The organism is Sphaerospermopsis sp. FACHB-1094 (assembly GCF_014696195.1).
Classification (GTDB): domain Bacteria; phylum Cyanobacteriota; class Cyanobacteriia; order Cyanobacteriales; family Nostocaceae; genus Sphaerospermopsis; species Sphaerospermopsis kisseleviana.
In genome coordinates this window covers 25,860-43,303 of the sequence record NZ_JACJPT010000001.1, presented here as the reverse complement: position 1 = coordinate 43,303, position 17,444 = coordinate 25,860, and the positions used below count along the sequence as shown (strand labels likewise).

Annotated in this window: 28 protein-coding genes; 22 read left to right on the top strand and 6 right to left on the bottom strand. The window is 38.8% G+C overall.

Features of this window, described 5'->3' with window-relative positions:
- The 10 genes from H6F47_RS00240 (at position 1) to H6F47_RS00200 (ending at position 5,108) form a co-directional block, all read left to right on the top strand.
- Positions 1–1,947 carry an RHS repeat protein gene (locus H6F47_RS00240; RefSeq protein ID WP_190647213.1) on the top strand — a complete coding sequence of 649 codons (1,947 nt, stop codon included), beginning with the start codon at positions 1–3 and terminating at the stop codon, positions 1,945–1,947.
- Positions 1,948–1,951: 4 nt separating this feature from the next.
- Entirely contained in the window at positions 1,952–2,785 is an 834-nt protein-coding gene (locus tag H6F47_RS00235) for an RHS repeat-associated core domain-containing protein (protein ID WP_347239047.1), read from the top strand.
- A gap of 169 nt (positions 2,786–2,954) precedes the next feature.
- Positions 2,955–3,275 (top strand): DUF6572 domain-containing protein, encoded by a 321-nt coding sequence (locus H6F47_RS00230; protein WP_190647211.1) that lies wholly within the window; start codon positions 2,955–2,957, stop codon positions 3,273–3,275.
- 207 nt (positions 3,276–3,482) lie between these two features.
- Entirely contained in the window at positions 3,483–3,686 is a 204-nt protein-coding gene (locus H6F47_RS00225; protein WP_028091145.1) for a type II toxin-antitoxin system HicB family antitoxin, read from the top strand.
- The gene (locus H6F47_RS00220) at positions 3,683–3,889 is read left to right on the top strand and encodes a type II toxin-antitoxin system HicA family toxin (RefSeq protein WP_039201887.1); all 207 of its coding nucleotides are present in this window, start codon (positions 3,683–3,685) and stop codon (positions 3,887–3,889) included. Before H6F47_RS00225 ends, H6F47_RS00220 begins: the two co-directional genes overlap by 4 nt.
- A gap of 48 nt (positions 3,890–3,937) precedes the next feature.
- On the top strand, positions 3,938–4,159 hold the full coding sequence (locus H6F47_RS00215; RefSeq protein WP_190647208.1) for a hypothetical protein: 222 nt from the start codon (positions 3,938–3,940) through the stop codon (positions 4,157–4,159).
- 76 nt (positions 4,160–4,235) lie between these two features.
- Positions 4,236–4,463, top strand: a complete 228-nt coding sequence (locus H6F47_RS00210) for a DUF2281 domain-containing protein (protein WP_137666290.1) — start codon at positions 4,236–4,238, stop codon at positions 4,461–4,463.
- The gene (locus H6F47_RS00205) at positions 4,460–4,855 is read left to right on the top strand and encodes a type II toxin-antitoxin system VapC family toxin (RefSeq protein ID WP_096571722.1); all 396 of its coding nucleotides are present in this window, start codon (positions 4,460–4,462) and stop codon (positions 4,853–4,855) included. The genes H6F47_RS00210 and H6F47_RS00205 overlap by 4 nt, the downstream gene beginning before the upstream one ends.
- 2 nt (positions 4,856–4,857) lie before the next feature.
- Positions 4,858–4,986 (top strand): hypothetical protein, encoded by a 129-nt coding sequence (locus tag H6F47_RS28325; RefSeq protein ID WP_277877116.1) that lies wholly within the window; start codon positions 4,858–4,860, stop codon positions 4,984–4,986.
- Positions 4,950–5,108 carry a hypothetical protein gene (locus H6F47_RS00200; RefSeq protein WP_190647206.1) on the top strand — a complete coding sequence of 53 codons (159 nt, stop codon included), beginning with the start codon at positions 4,950–4,952 and terminating at the stop codon, positions 5,106–5,108. The genes H6F47_RS28325 and H6F47_RS00200 overlap by 37 nt, the downstream gene beginning before the upstream one ends.
- On the opposite strand, the gene H6F47_RS00195 is transcribed toward H6F47_RS00200, so the two are convergent.
- Positions 5,105–5,380, bottom strand: coding sequence for a hypothetical protein (locus H6F47_RS00195; RefSeq protein WP_137666287.1), 276 nt, complete (start codon positions 5,378–5,380; stop codon positions 5,105–5,107). The two genes, H6F47_RS00200 and H6F47_RS00195, sit on opposite strands and share 4 nt — an antisense overlap.
- Before the next feature lie 56 nt (positions 5,381–5,436).
- Between H6F47_RS00195 and H6F47_RS00190 the strand changes: the two genes are divergently transcribed.
- The 7 genes from H6F47_RS00190 to H6F47_RS00160 all read left to right on the top strand — a co-directional run bounded on the left by H6F47_RS00190 (position 5,437) and on the right by H6F47_RS00160 (position 8,091).
- Positions 5,437–5,586, top strand: coding sequence for a hypothetical protein (locus tag H6F47_RS00190; RefSeq protein WP_190647204.1), 150 nt, complete (start codon positions 5,437–5,439; stop codon positions 5,584–5,586).
- A gap of 458 nt (positions 5,587–6,044) precedes the next feature.
- Entirely contained in the window at positions 6,045–6,263 is a 219-nt protein-coding gene (locus H6F47_RS00185; protein WP_096571719.1) for a hypothetical protein, read from the top strand.
- Positions 6,264–6,267: 4 nt separating this feature from the next.
- Positions 6,268–6,666 (top strand): PIN domain-containing protein, encoded by a 399-nt coding sequence (locus H6F47_RS00180; RefSeq protein ID WP_137906231.1) that lies wholly within the window; start codon positions 6,268–6,270, stop codon positions 6,664–6,666.
- Between the two features lie 185 nt (positions 6,667–6,851).
- The gene (locus tag H6F47_RS00175; RefSeq protein ID WP_096571717.1) at positions 6,852–7,325 is read left to right on the top strand and encodes a type II toxin-antitoxin system VapC family toxin; all 474 of its coding nucleotides are present in this window, start codon (positions 6,852–6,854) and stop codon (positions 7,323–7,325) included.
- Entirely contained in the window at positions 7,325–7,480 is a 156-nt protein-coding gene (locus H6F47_RS00170) for a hypothetical protein (protein WP_190647202.1), read from the top strand. The genes H6F47_RS00175 and H6F47_RS00170 overlap by 1 nt, the downstream gene beginning before the upstream one ends.
- 208 nt (positions 7,481–7,688) lie before the next feature.
- Entirely contained in the window at positions 7,689–7,895 is a 207-nt protein-coding gene (locus H6F47_RS00165) for a prevent-host-death protein (protein ID WP_096571716.1), read from the top strand.
- On the top strand, positions 7,876–8,091 hold the full coding sequence (locus H6F47_RS00160; protein WP_096571715.1) for a Txe/YoeB family addiction module toxin: 216 nt from the start codon (positions 7,876–7,878) through the stop codon (positions 8,089–8,091). The genes H6F47_RS00165 and H6F47_RS00160 overlap by 20 nt, the downstream gene beginning before the upstream one ends.
- A gap of 132 nt (positions 8,092–8,223) precedes the next feature.
- Here the strand turns inward: H6F47_RS00160 and aroB are convergent, their stop codons facing one another.
- A complete protein-coding gene (aroB, locus tag H6F47_RS00155; RefSeq protein ID WP_190647201.1) occupies positions 8,224–9,321 on the bottom strand; it encodes a 3-dehydroquinate synthase in 1,098 nt (365 codons plus the stop codon).
- 175 nt (positions 9,322–9,496) lie between these two features.
- On the opposite strand from aroB, the gene petL reads away from it, so the two are divergent.
- Positions 9,497–9,589, top strand: coding sequence for a cytochrome b6-f complex subunit PetL (gene petL, locus H6F47_RS00150; protein WP_096571713.1), 93 nt, complete (start codon positions 9,497–9,499; stop codon positions 9,587–9,589).
- A 90-nt stretch (positions 9,590–9,679) separates the two neighbouring features.
- Here the strand turns inward: petL and bioB are convergent, their stop codons facing one another.
- Positions 9,680–10,690: a biotin synthase BioB gene (bioB, locus tag H6F47_RS00145; RefSeq protein ID WP_190647198.1), complete on the bottom strand. Its 1,011-nt coding sequence runs from the start codon at positions 10,688–10,690 to the stop codon at positions 9,680–9,682.
- Between the two features lie 76 nt (positions 10,691–10,766).
- On the opposite strand from bioB, the gene H6F47_RS00140 reads away from it, so the two are divergent.
- Both H6F47_RS00140 and H6F47_RS00135 read left to right on the top strand, forming a co-directional pair.
- Positions 10,767–11,336, top strand: a complete 570-nt coding sequence (locus H6F47_RS00140) for a GNAT family N-acetyltransferase (protein WP_190647196.1) — start codon at positions 10,767–10,769, stop codon at positions 11,334–11,336.
- Between the two features lie 175 nt (positions 11,337–11,511).
- A complete protein-coding gene (locus tag H6F47_RS00135) occupies positions 11,512–12,960 on the top strand; it encodes a YdiU family protein (protein WP_190647194.1) in 1,449 nt (482 codons plus the stop codon).
- Between the two features lie 44 nt (positions 12,961–13,004).
- On the opposite strand, the gene H6F47_RS00130 is transcribed toward H6F47_RS00135, so the two are convergent.
- The 3 genes from H6F47_RS00130 to H6F47_RS00120 form a co-directional block, all read right to left on the bottom strand.
- Positions 13,005–14,060 (bottom strand): glycerate kinase, encoded by a 1,056-nt coding sequence (locus tag H6F47_RS00130; RefSeq protein WP_190346716.1) that lies wholly within the window; start codon positions 14,058–14,060, stop codon positions 13,005–13,007.
- 185 nt (positions 14,061–14,245) lie between these two features.
- Positions 14,246–14,578: a DUF565 domain-containing protein gene (locus H6F47_RS00125; RefSeq protein ID WP_096571708.1), complete on the bottom strand. Its 333-nt coding sequence runs from the start codon at positions 14,576–14,578 to the stop codon at positions 14,246–14,248.
- Positions 14,482–14,715, bottom strand: coding sequence for a hypothetical protein (locus H6F47_RS00120; RefSeq protein ID WP_347239051.1), 234 nt, complete (start codon positions 14,713–14,715; stop codon positions 14,482–14,484). The genes H6F47_RS00125 and H6F47_RS00120 overlap by 97 nt, the downstream gene beginning before the upstream one ends.
- Before the next feature lie 56 nt (positions 14,716–14,771).
- Between H6F47_RS00120 and H6F47_RS00115 the strand changes: the two genes are divergently transcribed.
- A complete protein-coding gene (locus H6F47_RS00115) occupies positions 14,772–15,386 on the top strand; it encodes a hypothetical protein (RefSeq protein WP_096571706.1) in 615 nt (204 codons plus the stop codon).
- A gap of 232 nt (positions 15,387–15,618) precedes the next feature.
- A complete protein-coding gene (locus H6F47_RS00110) occupies positions 15,619–17,436 on the top strand; it encodes a glycosyltransferase family 39 protein (protein WP_190647190.1) in 1,818 nt (605 codons plus the stop codon).
- Positions 17,437–17,444: the final 8 nt, after the last annotated feature.

The following is a 17,444-nucleotide window of genomic DNA, read 5'->3' as shown; positions in this document are numbered from 1 at the left end:
TTGGGATCTAATTTTTCTAGCAGTGGCGATATTGTATTTGATCATGTTCGCAGCTTATTCTGGGCTACTTCCAATTCAGGAGGAACTGACACTCTATTCTCGATTACACTGAGCGGTACTGCAACCAAACTTGGTAATACAGGCTTTGGAGGGGTATACGGGTTATTCCTAGATGAAGCAGGTAATCTGTTAGGCTTTACATCGGACGGAAAACAAATTGCTATAAACAAAGATACTGGCGTTGGAACTTTGCAGAAAACGGTAAGTAATTTGAGTAGTTCGATTTTGGGTTCAGCGCAAAACATAACTGGTAATTTAACTACTTTTGCTTATGATGCAAGGAATCGCAAGACGGGTCAAACTGATGCGTTAGGTAAGACAACACAATATCAGTATGATCCAGCGAACAATCTTATTTCCCAAACTGACCGGAATGGGAATCAAACCAAATATCAATATGATGATTTAAACCGTCGTATCCAAACTCAAGATGCTTTAAGTCGGATCTCCAGCACTAGCTACAATGGCGTTGGTAATATCACTTCCACTACTGATGAATTAGGAAGAATTACCAAGTACACCTACGACAATCGGAATCGCTCAAAAACAATTATTGATCCGCTCAATGGTACAACCACCTTCGGCTACGATTTGGTTGGCAATATTAAAACCATTACAGATGAGCTAAATCGCACTACTAGCTACAATTATGATGCCCTAAATCGTCAAATCAGCACCGCCGATCCTTTAGGTCAAACTACTCGCACTGTTTATGATGCCGTTGATAATGTCATATCGGTGACAGATGCCCTTAACCAAACCACCAGTTACAATTATGATGCTCTCAACCGTCGTACTAAAGTAACGGATGCTAAGGGTCAGGTAACAACCACTGTTTATGATGCGGTTGGCAATATTCTCTCTATTACTGACCCAGTTGGTAATAAAACTAGCTATACCTACGATGCAAATGACAGATTAAGCAGCGATACCAATGCTTTAGGTAAAACCGCTTCTTATCAGTACGATTTTGCAGGTAATGAGACAGCAGCCATAGATCGCAATGGTCGCGTTCGCAAATTCACTTATGATCAACTCAACCGGCAAATTGGTGAACAATGGCTAGATGCTAATAACATCTCTATTCGCAATATTAACTACACTTATGATGCTGTTGGGAATTTAATCACTGCCAGTGATCCTAGCTCCAAATATAGCTATGCCTATGATGTGGTTAATCGCTTAATTTCTGTTGATAATAAAGATACGGCTGGTGTTCCCAATGTCTTACTCAATTACACTTATGATGCGGCTGATAACTTACTAAAAGTTACAGACACCATCAATAATCAATTGAAAGGAACTACTAGCTATACCTATGATGCTCTGAACCGAGCAACAAGCCTCACTCAGTCTGGTAATGGGGTGGCGAATAAACGGGTTGATATGACCTATGACGCTGCTAGTCAGTTGACTGGTTTAAATCGCTTCACGGATTTAGCAGGGTTAAATGCGGTAGCAAATACTGGTTATATCTATGATGCTAATGGACGACTGACTAATTTAACCCACAAGCAAGGTAATAACAATTTAGCTGCTTATAGCTATGTTTATGATGCAGTAAATCGCATTACTCAGACAACTTCTGTTGATGGTACTAGCACTTTTAGTTATGATGCAACTAATCAGCTAACCAGTACCGACCACAGCTATCAAACTGATGAGGCTTATAGCTACGATGCTAATGGTAATCGCACGAATACGGGATATACCACTGGCACAAATAATCAACTGTTGTCTGATGGCACTTATAACTATGAATATGATGGTGAAGGTAATCGCACTAAGCGGACAGAAATTGCTACTGGTCAGGTGACAGAGTATGTCTGGGATTACCGAAATCGTCTGACAAAGGTAAGGTTTTGGCAAGATTACCAGTCAGACTAATCCAGTGTTTACAACAATCTTTGCTTATACTGGACGCGAGTTTGATGGTGAGACGGGGCAATACTACTATCGCGCTAGATATTATGATCAAAATGTAGGTAGATTTATTGGTGAAGATCCGATTGGGTTTAGTGCTGGGGATGCTAACCTTTATCGGTATGTTGGTAATAGCCCGACTAATGCTAATGATCCATCAGGTTTAATCATAGATACTGCAGCAGACACCATATTTATTGGCTATGACATCTATAAGATTGTTAAAGACAATATCTTCGGTAACTGCGACAATCTTGGAGAAAACTTACTTGCTTTAGGGGCTGATGTTGCTGGAGCGTTCATACCCTTTGCAACTGGAGGGGGTGCTGGTGTTAGAGCAGCTAAGGCAGCCGAGCGTGCGCTTGAAGCAGCCAGAGCTACTGAGCGTGCGGCTGAAGCTGCTAGAGCATCTGATCGTCTGGGTGATGCAGCTAGAGAAGTTCCCCAAATCACTGTCAACAAAAAACAAGGTGATTTAGGTGAACAGTTTATACGAGATAAACTAAATAATCACCCAAAATGGGAGGTTGTGGGAGAGCAAATTCGTATAAATACCCCAGAAAATGCAAGTCATCGAAATGTTGATATTGTGATTCGCAATAAAGAAACTGGAGAGTTAAGAAATCTTGAAGTTAAAACAGGAGGAGCAACTAGAGATGCACGTCAAGTTGCTAAGGATCAAGAAATAGCTAGGGGACAAGGTACTACATTCTCAGGAAAACGCGCTAATGATGCTGGATTTGCTAATGGTACACCTACAGGACCTATACCCACTTATGTTGTAAGACCCAGAGTTCAGTAACTCCTAAGAGGCACATTTTAAAATCCTTACTTAGTAAAAATTTCAGAAACTGAAAAAAAATGTGCTTCTTTTGTTTGTTGTAAAATAGCTTTTATTTTTTTGTTGAAGGCTCATATCTTTAGCAAAAAAATATATATAATCAGGATGATAATCAAATAAGGTATTAAATATGTCTGTAGAGAATCCAGAAATAATAGATGCAGTAATTTATAATTCTGAAGAACAAAAAATAGGTCTAGTCATTATCGTATCAAAGCATTGGAATGAATATGATGATATTCTAGATTTGCTAAATAATAAAATTAATATGTATGTTTATTTTGTACAAAGTAAGCAGTTAGAAGAAACATACCCAGAATACAATCCTAATACTGTATTTTTTCAAATAGAATCTATAGAGAAGCCACCTCTTTATTTCATTGAAGGAATAGAGGACTTTAATAAACAACTTAAACAATATAACCTTTATATAGAAATTGGTAGTAATTAGGAATATTGTTTGGGATGTTGGGAGGTGCGATCGCTTTTAGGGATGTGAGAGGGCGATCACTTTTTAGGGATGTAAGGGGCGATCGCTTTTTGGGGTGTGGGAGTGCGTTCGTCCCAGTGCTGACTTGTCAGCTCGCTCTCAATGGAGAAATTTTTGGAATTAATCTGTTAAAATTGGTTCAGGTAAACAACTCCAAATGTAAAATCAATGAAAATTAAAGCTATTATTTATCCTGCCCAAGAAGGGGGTTACTGGGCTGAAGTACCTGCACTTCCTGGTTGTATAACAGAAGGGGATACAATGGAAGAATTAATTAATAATCTTCAAGATGCTATACAAGGTTGGCTAGAAGTAGCAAATGAAATTCAAAAACCAGATCCAATCTCACAAGTGATTGAAATTGCAGTATGAAATCAATTTCTGGGAAAAAATTATGTAAAATTGTTGAGAACAAAGGTTGGATTCTCAAAAAAATTACAGGCAGTCACCATATTTATGAAAAACCTGATGAAAGTAAAATTATTTCTATTCCTGTACATAGAAATCAAGATTTAAAACTTGGGACTTTAAAATCAATCATGAAGATAGCTGAATTGGTAGAAGATGATTTGTAATTAATGTTTGTTGTGTAGGCTATAACATACGTTAGTCTTAGAGGGCATTTGAAAACTTTACCGAAGGCGATCGCTGTTTTGGGATGTGGAAGGCGATCACTTTTGGGGATATGGGAGGGCGATCGCTTTTGGGGTGTGGGAGAGCGATCGCTTTTGGGATATGGGGGTGCGATCGCTTTTTGGGATGTGGAAGGGCGATCGCTTTTTGGGGTGTGGGAGGGCGATCGCTTTTTGGGATGTGGGAGGGCGATCGCTGTTTTGGGAATGTGAGGGGCGATCGCGAAGCACGACCTAAAAATCATTTGCTAAAATAGAAGTAACTTAAAGTTACAGGAAAAACAAATAAATGATCACTTTAGAAATGGCGATCGCTAAAATTAAACAATTACCTCTTGAACAGCGCAATGAAGTAATTAAATTTATCGAGTTCTTAGAATTTAAAGCAGGAAACATTGATCTTGCTTCCCAAGAAACAAAAACTACAAAAAATTACCCACTGAGAGGAAAACCTATTACCATTGCTAATGATTTTGATGAACCTTTGCCGGAACTTTGGGAAGCATTAGCAGAATGATTTTACTAGATACCCATATTTGGCTATGGTTACTTCACGATCCTAGTCAATTATCACAAGCAGCACAAGCAGCTATTGAAAGTGAAGAATCTCAAAATGGCTTATTAGTTTCCGCTATTTCTGTTTGGGAAGTAGCAGTTAAATCTAGTGTCGGTAAATTAGTTTTGCCTTTACCCATTGATGAATGGTATCAGTTAGCGCAAACTCATTCAGGTATAATCATAGAACCTTTATCACCCATAGATGCAATTGCCAGTACACAGTTACCAGACAATTTTCACAAAGATCCAGCAGACAGAATTTTAGTTGCTATTGCTAGACGTTATGAAATTCCCCTTGTTACCTGTGATGCCAAAATTTTAAATTATCCCCATGTAAAAACGATTTGGTAAATATGCGATCGCTTTTTGAGATGTGGGAGGGCGATCGCTTTTTGGGATGTAGAGGGGCGATCGCTTTTGTGGATGTGAGGAGTGCGATCGCTGTTTGGGATGTAGAGGGGCGATCGCTTTTGTGGATGTGAGGAGTGCGATCGCTGTTTGGGATGTGGAGGAAGTACGATCGCTTTTGGGATGTGAAGGGGTGATCGCTTTTGGGATGTGGGGGGGCGATCGCTTTTTGGGGATGTGGAGAATCGAGAACTAATCATCTCTATTTCCACGAGTTAAATAACGGACTTCCTCCAATAAAATATTAAATCGCTGATCGCTTTCAGCTTGTCTTTGTTTGATCAATTCCATTTCACGCTGATTTTGAGCAGCTACTTGTAGCAATGCTTGAGCCGTTACTCTCAACCCATCTATGCTATCTTTAACTTCAGTTATACTTTCCCTAACTTCAGTTATACTTTCTCGCAACTCAGTCACACTGGAAGCCAAATCATCAAGCATTTCATCATTCCACCGTTGTACAGTCATAGTATGTTCTTAATATTGCAATTAAACTAATATTCTAATTATACCAAAGATATCGCTTGTTTGGGAATGTGAGAGGGCGATCGCTGTTTGAGGATGTGGGAGTGCGATCGCTGTTTGGGGATGTGGGATGCGATCGCTTTTGGGGAAGTGAGAAGTGCGATCGCTTTTTGAGAATGTGGAGGAGTGCGATCGCTTTTGGGATGTGAGAGGGTGTTTGAAACTCACATTCCGCATAAGCGGAGAATAAAAAAATAATTATCTCCAAAAACATTGTTTGGTAAGGGTTTTCAGGATTTTAGTTCAAAGGAACTATAAAATGTTTATTAGGAATTTATCTCATTTATTGAGAATATTTTTGGAGTAAAGTTTGTACAACCCTGAATCTTTCGTGATAATTATTCAGAATTGGATTTTATCTGCGGAATGTGGGTTGAAAAGTTTTGGATCGTGATTTTAGGCACTTCATGATCCCCCCTAACCCCCCTTAAAAAGGGGGGAACTAGAGTCAAAGTCCCCCTTTTCAAGGGGAATTTAGGGGGATCTAGAAATAGTTGATACACCATCAGCGACTTTTAAAACATCCTCTGATGCTTTCAGGAATGGTAAAGGAAATAAACTGAGGTATAATAGAACTAACAAGCAAATAAAGACTAGGAAAATAGATATGATTACAGTAGAATTTCAAACCACTATTGAAAATGGGATGATCAAAATTCCCGAACAGTACCAACAACAGTTAAAACAACCCAATATAGTTAAAGTCACTCTTCAACAAGACACTTCTGAACAGTCTGGAAATTACCTCCAATATTTATTAGAACATCCGTTAAATATAGAAAAATTAACTCCAATGAAACGAGAAGAAATTTACGAAAACGAATAAAAAAATGACATTTTTAGATTCAAATATCTGGATATATGCACTTAATCAGAGTCAAGATATCCGAAAACATCAAATTGCTAACCATCTAGCCACACAAACAGGACTTTATTTAAGTACCCAGGTAATCAATGAAGTTTGTGTAAACTTAATCAAAAAAGGAAATTTTTCTGAAAATCAAATTCAAAATCTTATTCAAGGTTTTTATCAAATTCATCATATCATTGAACTTGATTTGAATATATTGTTAACAGCATCCACATTAAGAACAAAATATTTATTCTCATTTTGGGATAGTTTAATTATCGCCAGCGCACTATCAGTTAATGTGAATCAACTCTATTCAGAGGATATGCAACACGGTTTTACAGTGGAAGGATTACAAATTATTAATCCTTTTCTCTAAGCGATCGCTTTTTTTGGGATGTGAGAGGGCGATAGCGAAGCGCTGCTGCAAGCAGTTCGCTGTTTGGGGATGTGGAGAGGTGCGATCGCTTGTGGGGAGAGGAGGTGAGAGAGCGATAGCGATAGCATGCCTACAGCTATTTCTGTGTTAAACTCAGAATTTTCTAACGTCAACTCAACATAATAATGAAATCAAAAATTTACATTGAAACAAGTATTCCCAGCTTTTACCATGAAATTCGGACTGAACCGGATATGATAGCGCGTAAAGAATGGACTCGTTTTTGGTGGAATAACGTCAGACAAAAATATGAACTGGTTACAAGTATTGCAGTTTTAGATGAACTGAACAAAGGCAATTTTCCTAATAAAGAAGAAGTCATTCAACTTCTAAATGATATCCAGTTGATAGATATAGAGCCAGAAATTGCTGAAATTGTCCAAACCTATATTCAAAATCAGGTTATGCCTAATGATCCTTTAGGCGATGCTCTCCATCTTGCCATAGCATCCTATCATAAATGTGATTTCCTGTTAACATGGAATTGTCGCCACTTAGCTAACGCTAACAAGTTTGGACATATTAGACGAGTAAATGTTATGCTAGGTTTGTATGTCCCTGCACTCGTGACACCTTTAGAATTAATGGAAGATAACTAATGATTACTATTGATGATTCTGTACTGCAAAAAATTCGAGAAATTCGTCATCAAATTTCTGAAAATAATCAGCATAATCCGCATAAATTAATTAAGTATTATCTAGAATTACAGCAAGAATACAAAACCAAAAAATCTAAATTAAGCGTTCAATAATTTTATGCTTGTTTAGTGCGTAAGCGTTGCGCTCCGCAGGAATCGCTTTTGGAATGTGGAAGTGCGATAGCGAAGCGCTGCTGCAAGCAGTTCGCTTTTTTTGGATGTGAGAGAGCGATACCTACGGTAAGCTACCGCTAACACCAATAGCTCATCAAAACTTTTGCAATTATAATTGTTAACAACCCAGTAAGTTATATTCGCAGCTATGAATAACGCATTACAATATATTTGTGATTCAGAAGGGCAAACAGTTTCCGTAGTTGTACCCATTGCCCTTTGGCAAGAAATAATGGCTGAGAGAGAAACCGCTTATCTATTAAGCAGTTCAGCCATGAAAGCAAGATTACTTGCAGCTAGAAAACGTCAAGAAGGAATTTCTTTGGAAGCAGCCTGTGAAAAACTTGGAATTTGATATGGATGCTTTTGAGGACTTAGCTTGGTGGATCGAAACTGATCGTAAAAAAGCATTAAAAATCATTAAACTAATTCGTGAAGTACAACGTAATCCATTTGAAAGCACAGGACAACCTGAAGCCCTAAAACACGATCTATCTGGCTGCTGGTCAAGGCGAATAGATCAAGAACATCGTCCAATACTATTCGGTTAACGAAATTTTATACTTAAACAACCTATTGTATAAAAACAACAAATTGTTGAAGATGTTGGGTTTCGTTCCTCAACCCAACCTTGTATCTTAGAGGAGGTTGCATCTTGCCCGCTAAACTGATGTGGAAATGCTTTAACCTGCCATTTCCTCTAATACCTGCCGGATAGTATCCGTTGGTACTTCGTCTGTCACTATAACTGCACCTATTTGGGTAGGTAACACAAACTGCACTTTCCCAGATTTGACTTTTTTATCTAATTGCAAAGCATCAATAATCGCTGCAATATCTAAACCTGCTGGTAATTTTGTCGGTAAACCTGCTTTTTTAATCAGTGCATTTTGACGTTCTGTGTCGGCTTTTTGCCAAAGTCCCAATTTTACAGCAATTTCCCCTGCTGCTATCATGCCAATACCCACAGCTTCACCATGTTTCAACAAGCGATAATTGGTTAAACTTTCCACCGCATGGCCGATAGTATGACCATAATTCAAAATTGCCCGCAGTCCAGATTCTTTTTCATCTTGACTGACAACATCTGCCTTCGCTTGACAAGAATGAGTTAATATGTAATTTATCAGGTCGGATTTTACATAGCGGAGTTGGTCAAGGTGCTTACTCGCTTCCAATTGAGTAAACAATTCAGCGTCCCAAATTACGCCGTACTTGATCACTTCCGCCATTCCCGCCCTAAATTCGGCTGCTGGTAAGGTTTTCAGGACTTCAGGATCTATTAATACTAAACTGGGTTGGTGAAATGCACCGATCAAGTTTTTACCTTGAGGATGGTTAACGCCGGTTTTACCACCTACAGATGAATCTACCATTGCTAATAAGCTGGTAGGAACTTGGACAACATTAATTCCTCTTAACCAAGTAGCAGCAGCAAACCCAGTCATATCACCAACCACACCACCACCTAAAGCGACCATCGTTGAGGAACGTTCTAACCGATGTTCTAAGGCCACATCATAGATTTTTTGGATGGAGTTTAAAGTTTTGTAGCGTTCTCCAGGGGGGAGGTTGTAGTGAACCACATCAAAACCAGCATTTTTTAAAGAGGCGATCGCCCTTTCCCCATAATGTTTAAATATCATCGGGTTAGAAACCAACAGTACCTTTTTACCCAGTTTTAAACCCGTCATCTGTTCACCCAGTTGATCTAAACTCCCTGGTGCAACAGTGATTTCATAAGAATTTTCTGGTATATCAACTTTAATTACAGAACTCATTTAACAACCCTGATATCATCACAATTTCGCGTATTTTATCGCAGTTTGGGTACTGGTGACTGGTGAATGGTGACTGGTGAATGGGTAGTAGTTGATAATTATGAATTATGAATTACGAATTACGAATTATTAATGATTCAATATATTTAGTGAACTAATTTCTGGAGTAATACAAATGGCTATCGTTGAATACATTGCATTTTTAGTCGTGTTTATGGGTATCGCAGTTGGTTTATTATTTGGTCTACGTTCCGCCAAGATCATCTAATTCCTAATTATTCACCCTAAAACCCTTTCTAGAGGCGGGTTTTCCCGCCCTTGATAAACAAACTCAAACCCTAACAGGTTTTCTACTCTGTCACCTGTAACCTGTCACCTGACCAGCAGGTGTTTTCCCCTGCTTCTCAAACGGTGGCCGCATTTCTAAACCCAATAAATTCAACATTTGCCGATCTGCATCATAATCAGGACAGGGAGTAGTCACCGTCAACATCTTATTATCATCACTGGAAAAAATCGAATTAGCACCCGCCATAAAACATAAAGCTTGTTCAACTTGGGAAAGTTTCGCCCTCCCCGCACTTAAACGCACATCAGAAGTGGGCATAATAATTCTAGCAGTGGCAATCATCCGCACCACTTCCCAAATCGGAACTGCCGGCTGATTTGCCAACGGTGTACCCTCAACCTGTGAGAGAATATTAATAGGTACTGATTCGGGATGGGGTTGTAAATTAGAAAGGGTGTATAACATTCCTACCCGGTCCTCAATGCTTTCACCTAAACCGAGAATACCACCAGAACACACGGTTACATTAGTCGTGCGGACGTTTTCAATGGTGTTTAGGCGATCGCCATAAGTCCGAGTAGTAATCACAGTGCTATAATATTCCTCAGACGTATCTAAATTGTGATTATAAGCATATAATCCCGCATCTTCCAAACTTTGAGCTTGGTTTGCAGTTAACATCCCCAAAGTACAGCAAACCTCTAAACCCATCGAGGTGACATCTTTTACCATCTCCAGGACTTGCTCAAATTGGGAATTATCCCGCACTTCCCGCCAAGCAGCACCCATACACACCCGACTTACACCGGTTTCCTTTGCTTTTTTAGCAATATTTAGCACAGTTTCTTTTTCTAACAGTGCTTCCGGTTTTACCTCGGTTTTATAGCGTGACGACTGAGCGCAATAACCACAATCTTCCGGGCAACCACCAGTTTTAATAGATATCAACTTACAAACCTGTATTTGTTTAGGATTATGAAATTGCCGATGTACAGTAGCAGCTTGATAAACAAGCTCTAGAAATGGTGTATTATAAATAGCCAAAATCTCATCTTTTTGCCAATTGTAGCGTATTCCCACCGTGACTATCCTTTTTTAGAATGTTACCAAAATAAACAAAATTACAGCAAAAACAGCAAAATAATAATTTTAGTATATGAAATCAGAACTGCCACTAATTAAAACTAACCGCTTATTTTTAAAAGTAGCTACTTCCGAAGATATACCGCAAATCATCAAATATTTTACTATAAATAAAGACCATCTTACTCCATTTTCACCTACTTGGGCTGATGGTTTTTTCACAGCAGAATATTGGCAATATCAAATTGAGCAATATCATCTAGAAATTATTCACGGTTGCGGTTTAAGATTCTTTATACATTATCAAAACAACCCCAAAGAAATAATCGGCGTTCTCAACTTCAGTAATTTTATACGCGGAGCAGCTAGTTTTTGTAATGTTGGATATAGTTTAGCAGAAGCAGTACAAGGTCATGGTTACATGACAGAAGCATTAAAAGCGGGAAATAAATATATATTTAATGAACTAAATTTTCACCGGATCATGGCCAATTATATGCCCCATAATCGCCGTAGTGGTAATGTATTAAAAAGAGCAGGTTTTGTAATTGAAGGATATGCTAGAGACTATTTATTAATTAATGGTCAATGGGAAGATCATATACTTACCAGTTTAACTAATTATAACTGGAAACCGTATTAACAGGAGTCAGGAGTCAGGAGTCAGGAGTCAGGAGTCAGGAGTCAGGAGTCAGGAGTCAGGAGTCAGGAGTCAGGATAAAGAATTGATTTTTTAACCCTATTCCCTATTCCCTATTCCCTATTCCCTATTCCCTATAATGTAAGATAAAGAGAACACCAATTAAAAACTACTAAAAATGACACTTGCTGAAACTCCAAATCCCACCACTTCAAGTAATCCTTTACTATCACTTAAATATGAAAGTGCCTTAGAATCATTAGGTAATGATTACTATGATGAAGTCGCAGCCGATGAATTTCCTCAACACATTTTGCGCTGGCGTAATAATGCAATTTTACCACGCTTAGGACTTGAAGCAACAACAGTAAAAGACGAAGATTTTATTCACGCATTTGGTAAATTTCAAAGCAGAAAACCATTTTTAGCATTGCGTTATCACGGTTATCAATTTGGTGAATATAATCCCCATTTAGGCGATGGTAGAGGGTTTCTTTACGGACAAGTTAGGGGAATAGATGGGGAATTATATGATTTTGGGACAAAAGGTTCAGGAAGAACACCTTACTCCCGTGGTGGTGATGGAATGCTCACTCTGAAAGGAGGAGTTAGAGAAGTTTTAGCCGCAGAAGCATTACATCGTTTAGGTGTGAAAACTTCCCGTTGTTTAAGTATGATTGAAACCGGGTTAAGTTTATGGCGTGGTGATGAACCTTCTCCCACTCGTTCCTCAGTCATGATTAGAATGAGTAAATCTCATATTCGGTTTGGAACTTTTGAAAGATTGCATTATTTGAAACGTCCTGATTTAACTCAGAAATTGTTAGATCATGTGATTGATGAATATTACCCAAACTTGAAAAATGAAGATGATAAATATGCTTTATTTTATGCTGAATTAGTCAAAAGAGTAGCCGAGTTAGTAGCGCAATGGATGGCAGCAGGTTTTTGTCATGCAGTTTTAAATACTGATAATATGTCAATTACCGGTGAAAGTTTTGATTATGGACCTTATGCTTTTATTCCTTCCTATGATCTATACTTTACTGCTGCTTATTTTGATTATTATCGCCGCTATTGTTACGGACAGCAACCAAGTATTTGTCATCTGAATTTAGAACTATTGCAAGAACCGTTAAAAGCAATCATTGATCTTGCTGATTTGCATCATGGTTTAGGTAAATTTGCCGAATACTATCATCTGGAATATCGAAATTTAATGTTGAAAAAGTTAGGTTTTGAAGATAGTAACTTAGCGGAAGGTGATGATTTATTAGATTTGACAGTTACTTTTTTGAAAGATAGTCAAATTAATTATCATCAATTTTTCGCAGATATGGCGCAGACTTTTTCAATTAAATGGCGTGATGAACCAGCTTTAGTAATGAATGGTTGTGAGATTGTACCATCTGTAGGTTCATCAAATATTTTTGATAATTGGTGTCTGCTTTATCATAAAATCCTGAATAATTTTGACCCTGAGCAAATGCAGACAATTTCCCAAACTTTAGCTAAATATAATCCCCAAGCAAATTTATTAAGACCAGTGATTGAGTCTATTTGGCAACCAATTGTGGAGTCAGACAACTGGCAACCTTTTTATGATTTAGTCAAAGGATTTCAATAGAACGTTTGATTGAGATTCTGATGGTTAAACAGGTGTAATTTCAGTTAACATTTGTCAGAGTGATAACTAGAGATTGCACCAAAAGAGTGATCAGTATTCACTTGAATGACTAAATCAACTTTCGAGGATCTTAATAATGGCTTGATCAATAATTCTGGATGTAATGAACGCCAAAAGTAATTGACAAATTCCTCGATTTGTGGATCATTCATGCCGGATTTACCAGCAGCGATCATTTTTCTTTCAGCTTGTTTACGCCATTCTAAAGAACAACGATAATCGCTGGGATCAAGTGCTATCAAGCTATCTAAGCGTTGCCATAGTGGTAAATAAGCTTGCAGTTGGTGATTCATGTCACGAGCAAAAGCCCGATCATCATCTGTGATAATGGGGGGTGGTGTGGTAGTAAAAGCTTGGGGATCAATGGGTAGTACACCCACAAACCAACCTTCAAACAGGACTATATCAATGTTGGTAACTATTTCTGGGGTAGAGCGATCGCCAGCACCAGAGTAAGCAGATTTATCGAAGCGGGGAACTGTCACAGGACTGTTGCCTTGACGAATTTGATCGAGTACACTTAAACCTAAGTCGATATCGTGAGTTCCTGGTGGACCACGCCAAATCAAACGGGGATCTTGCTGCGTTAAAGTCAAGCGATCGCTGTATGTTTTGTATAAGTCATCCAAAGATAAACTTAAAGTAGAGTATCTCAACTCCTGGAGAATCAAACTGAGAATCCGGGACATTGTGGTTTTACCAGTACCTTGTCCACCTAAAATCCCCTGAATGAAAGGTCTGCCTAACTTTTGTCGCTGGGATGCAATTTTCATTCCCAACGGTAGCCATAAATCCCACAATACCTGTAACATAGCCTGAATGGGAATTTGCAGGTTATTTTCACAAAATTGGCTAAAAGCAGGGAAAACCGATTTCAGTAGCTGCGATCGCTCTTGAATAACTTGAGTTACATTGTCGGGGGTAATATTAAAAACCTTTGTCCTCACAGGATCAGCCAGTGTTGCTGCTTGTGCTAACACTTGCCAATCAGCATCTATTTCACCTGTGAGCAAAAATTCATTTAGCCACTCACTGAGCATAACTAGCACCCATTACCAAAATAACTTGATCAATTGATAATTGACAATTGATAATTGTTTCATTCAACGCTGAAAAAATGCCCTTTTCAGGGAAAAAAGCCAAAAATTCTGCTTTTTCAAGACTCTGACTCGAACCGGAGAGGTAATTGTCAATTTTTCATTGTTAATTGTCCATCATTGAAATCTTACGAACCCAGCTTAAAGGCTTCTAAGAATAGACTGTAGATGAAACCAACTTTCAGAAAGTTCAGAGTTTCCACCCACAGAGCTTGTCTAGCCAAAAAGCGGCGACTGTAAAAAATCCTGCTGGTGATCTCCGTTAGTAAAACCAAAAAAGCAGCGGCCACCATATCCAACTCGGCCTTTTGTCCAGCGGTCGTAGATACTGCCGATCCCATAAAAAAACCAAATAACCAACTGATTAAAAGTAGGGATAAGCGCCGCCAAGGATTAACAAACCATTGCTCCACACTCCTAGCAATGGTACTGAATAGGTTGTTAAGACGAGTATTTTGCATATTGGGGACTGGGGAATGGGGACTGGAGACTGGGGACTGGGGACTGGGGACTGGGGACTGGGGACTGGGGACTGGGGACTGGGGACTGGGTAATAGGTAGTAGGTAATAGGTAATTAATTATATTTTTCCCAATCACCAATCACCAATCACCAATCACAACTGAAAAAAATCTTATCTCTAAAAAGTATGATTATGAAATTTTCTATGTATCGCAATTTGGCAGTGATAACTTTTGCATTAGGATTACTAGGACTTGTAGCCGGATGCTTAGGACTGAGTGTATCCTTTGAGCCTGAGCAGCCAGACATTTTATCAACACTGACAGATCAAACCGCTACATTAGAAAAACAGACAAACTCACCAAGTGCGTCAAAGCAAGTTCTATCTGCTAGTACAACTAATGTCGCCAGTGCAACCAGCAAGCAAACAGAAAAACCCACTACAGAAAATTCACCTGCCCAAACTGATCAAACTACAAACTTTGGCAGTTTGCGAATGAGTAATAAAACAAATCAGCCTGTGCGTTTGGTCCTCTTAGGGCAACATTCAACAGTTAAAAATACCTCAGCCAATAAAAATAAATATAATGTTCCGGCACATTGGGATTTTGATCCCCAAGAAGGTAGTGAAAAAGGTTTAATTTTATCTCTGCCAGAGGGTAATTTAAAACTAGATCAAGGAGATATTTTAGTGGCCTTTGCCCAAGATGGCTCTCGACGCTATTGGGGTCCTTATGTTGTTGGGAAAACTCCCTCACCAAAATGGAATCCCCAAACCGAAGAATGGGAATTAATATTAATTCCTTAATGGGTACCCTGTCACCTATTCCCTATTCCCTCATCTAAATTTATCCCGGAACAAACAGGTAAAACCACTTTAGAGGTTGTTTCAAAAGTTTTTTATTGTCGCAAATACGGTAGGTTTACCCACACCCCACACTCTAGCTGTGACCTGAGAACAAAATATAACTAATAAACGACTTTTGAATTATTGTGTTTATGGGAAAGACACAATTTACCGTGTCTGTAAATATGGATTTATGAGGATAAAATTGAGCGATCGCCCTCCTATTGACCAATGGTTTAAAAACATAGAACAGCGTCCAGCCCCTGCTGTGACTATTGCTATCCTCTGGTTGCTGTTGATTAACTTCATAGCTTTTGTTTGGAATTTGGGTAGTATCGGCTTAGTTGACGAAACAGAGCCACTTTTCGCCGAAGCTTCCCGGCAAATGCTAGTTACAGGAGATTGGATCACACCCTTTTTTAATGGTGAAACTCGGTTTGACAAACCAGCGTTAATTTATTGGTGTCAAGCGATCGCCTACTCTATTATGGGCGTAAACGAATGGGCAGCACGTATACCCTCAGCACTAGCCGCAACTGCTGTCACAGCTTTATCGTTCTACATTGTGCAGTGGCATTTTGCCAAAAAAGATCAACTAGAACAAACAGCAAACCCCACCCGTCGTTACCTAACAGCCGCCCTAGCATCAGCTATCATGGCACTCAACCCAGAAATGATAGTTTGGGGAAGAATCGGTGTATCTGATATGTTACTCACCGGTTGTATAGCCTCCGCCTTACTATGTTTCTTTTTGGGATACGCTCAAAATTCCACCCCTTCCCGCTTCCCTAATAAATGGTATTTAGCTAGTTATGTGTTGATGGGTGGAGCAATTTTAACCAAAGGTCCAGTCGGCATAGTTTTACCAAGTTTCATCATGATCGCCTTTGCCGTATACTTAGGCAAATTCTGGCAACTATGGCGAGAAATGCGCCCAATTTTCGGACTATTCCTAGTCTTCCTCGTATCTGCTCCCTGGTACATCTTAGTGGCTTGGCGCAATGGCTGGAATTTTATTAATGCCTTTTTTGGCTATCACAACATAGAACGCTTTACAGAAGTAGTTAACGGTCACTCAGCGCCTTGGTATTTTTACTTTTTAGTCGTGTTATTGGGGTTTGCACCATATTCAGTTTTTATCCCTGCATCTATAGCTAGACTAAAATTTTGGCGGCGTTCCCACTTTCTCAACCAAGAACGTTCTCAACACTTAGGTTTATTTGTCTGTTTTTGGTTTTTAGGTGTATTTGGGTTTTTCACCATCGCTGTCACCAAACTTCCCAGTTATGTATTACCTTTAATGCCAGCAGCAGCTATTCTGGTAGCTTTATTTTGGAGTGATCTATTTTCCCACACCCAAACACAAAAATCTTTCCGCATCAGCAGTTGGGTAAACGTTGCCTTTGTATCTACAATAGCAGTCGCCTTATTTAACCTCTTCAAATTAGTAGGCACAGATCCCGCAGCACCGGAACTTTACCAGCAAATTCAAAATTCAGGTTTAACAAATTGGGGGGGTATAATTTGGCTGGTTACTGCGATTATTATCGCCGCTTTCATATTAATTCGTAGTTTCCGTCCCATCATCGCTATTAATATTGTGGGATTTGTAGCATTTTTGGCAATTGTTTTAATGCCAGCATTATTTATGATGGATGCACAAAGACAAGCACCTTTAAGACAATTATCTGTACTTGCAGTTGAAGAAAAACAACCTAATGAAGAATTAGTCATGGTAGGTTTCAAAAAACCAACAGTAACTTTCTACTCACAAAAAAAAGTCACTTACCTTTCTGCTGCACAAGAAGCTTTAGATTATATTCACACTCAAGCAGCCAAAAAAACTAATCCACCATCATTACTACTTTTAGCCGAACATAAAAAGTTGATGGAAATGGACTTACCACCAGATAATTACAAAGATATTGCCACTAAAGGAGCTTATAATTTGATTCGCATACCCTTCCAACGTATTAAACAAGATAAAAAGGAAAAAATGAAAATTTCGTAATTTGTAAA

Coding starts and splice junctions, on each gene's coding strand:
- H6F47_RS00230 (WP_190647211.1), top strand. CDS start 2,955: ATGTCTGTAGAGAATCCAGAAATAATAGATGCAGTAATTTATAATTCT.
- H6F47_RS00225 (WP_028091145.1), top strand. CDS start 3,483: ATGAAAATTAAAGCTATTATTTATCCTGCCCAAGAAGGGGGTTACTGG.
- H6F47_RS00220 (WP_039201887.1), top strand. CDS start 3,683: ATGAAATCAATTTCTGGGAAAAAATTATGTAAAATTGTTGAGAACAAA.
- H6F47_RS00210 (WP_137666290.1), top strand. CDS start 4,236: ATGATCACTTTAGAAATGGCGATCGCTAAAATTAAACAATTACCTCTT.
- H6F47_RS00205 (WP_096571722.1), top strand. CDS start 4,460: ATGATTTTACTAGATACCCATATTTGGCTATGGTTACTTCACGATCCT.
- H6F47_RS28325 (WP_277877116.1), top strand. CDS start 4,858: ATGCGATCGCTTTTTGAGATGTGGGAGGGCGATCGCTTTTTGGGATGT.
- H6F47_RS00195 (WP_137666287.1), bottom strand. CDS start 5,380: ATGACTGTACAACGGTGGAATGATGAAATGCTTGATGATTTGGCTTCC.
- H6F47_RS00185 (WP_096571719.1), top strand. CDS start 6,045: ATGATTACAGTAGAATTTCAAACCACTATTGAAAATGGGATGATCAAA.
- H6F47_RS00180 (WP_137906231.1), top strand. CDS start 6,268: ATGACATTTTTAGATTCAAATATCTGGATATATGCACTTAATCAGAGT.
- H6F47_RS00175 (WP_096571717.1), top strand. CDS start 6,852: ATGAAATCAAAAATTTACATTGAAACAAGTATTCCCAGCTTTTACCAT.
- H6F47_RS00170 (WP_190647202.1), top strand. CDS start 7,325: ATGATTACTATTGATGATTCTGTACTGCAAAAAATTCGAGAAATTCGT.
- H6F47_RS00165 (WP_096571716.1), top strand. CDS start 7,689: ATGAATAACGCATTACAATATATTTGTGATTCAGAAGGGCAAACAGTT.
- aroB (WP_190647201.1), bottom strand. CDS start 9,321: ATGAGTTCTGTAATTAAAGTTGATATACCAGAAAATTCTTATGAAATC.
- petL (WP_096571713.1), top strand. CDS start 9,497: ATGGCTATCGTTGAATACATTGCATTTTTAGTCGTGTTTATGGGTATC.
- H6F47_RS00140 (WP_190647196.1), top strand. CDS start 10,767: ATGAAATCAGAACTGCCACTAATTAAAACTAACCGCTTATTTTTAAAA.
- H6F47_RS00135 (WP_190647194.1), top strand. CDS start 11,512: ATGACACTTGCTGAAACTCCAAATCCCACCACTTCAAGTAATCCTTTA.
- H6F47_RS00130 (WP_190346716.1), bottom strand. CDS start 14,060: ATGCTCAGTGAGTGGCTAAATGAATTTTTGCTCACAGGTGAAATAGAT.
- H6F47_RS00125 (WP_096571708.1), bottom strand. CDS start 14,578: ATGCAAAATACTCGTCTTAACAACCTATTCAGTACCATTGCTAGGAGT.
- H6F47_RS00115 (WP_096571706.1), top strand. CDS start 14,772: ATGAAATTTTCTATGTATCGCAATTTGGCAGTGATAACTTTTGCATTA.
- H6F47_RS00110 (WP_190647190.1), top strand. CDS start 15,619: ATGAGGATAAAATTGAGCGATCGCCCTCCTATTGACCAATGGTTTAAA.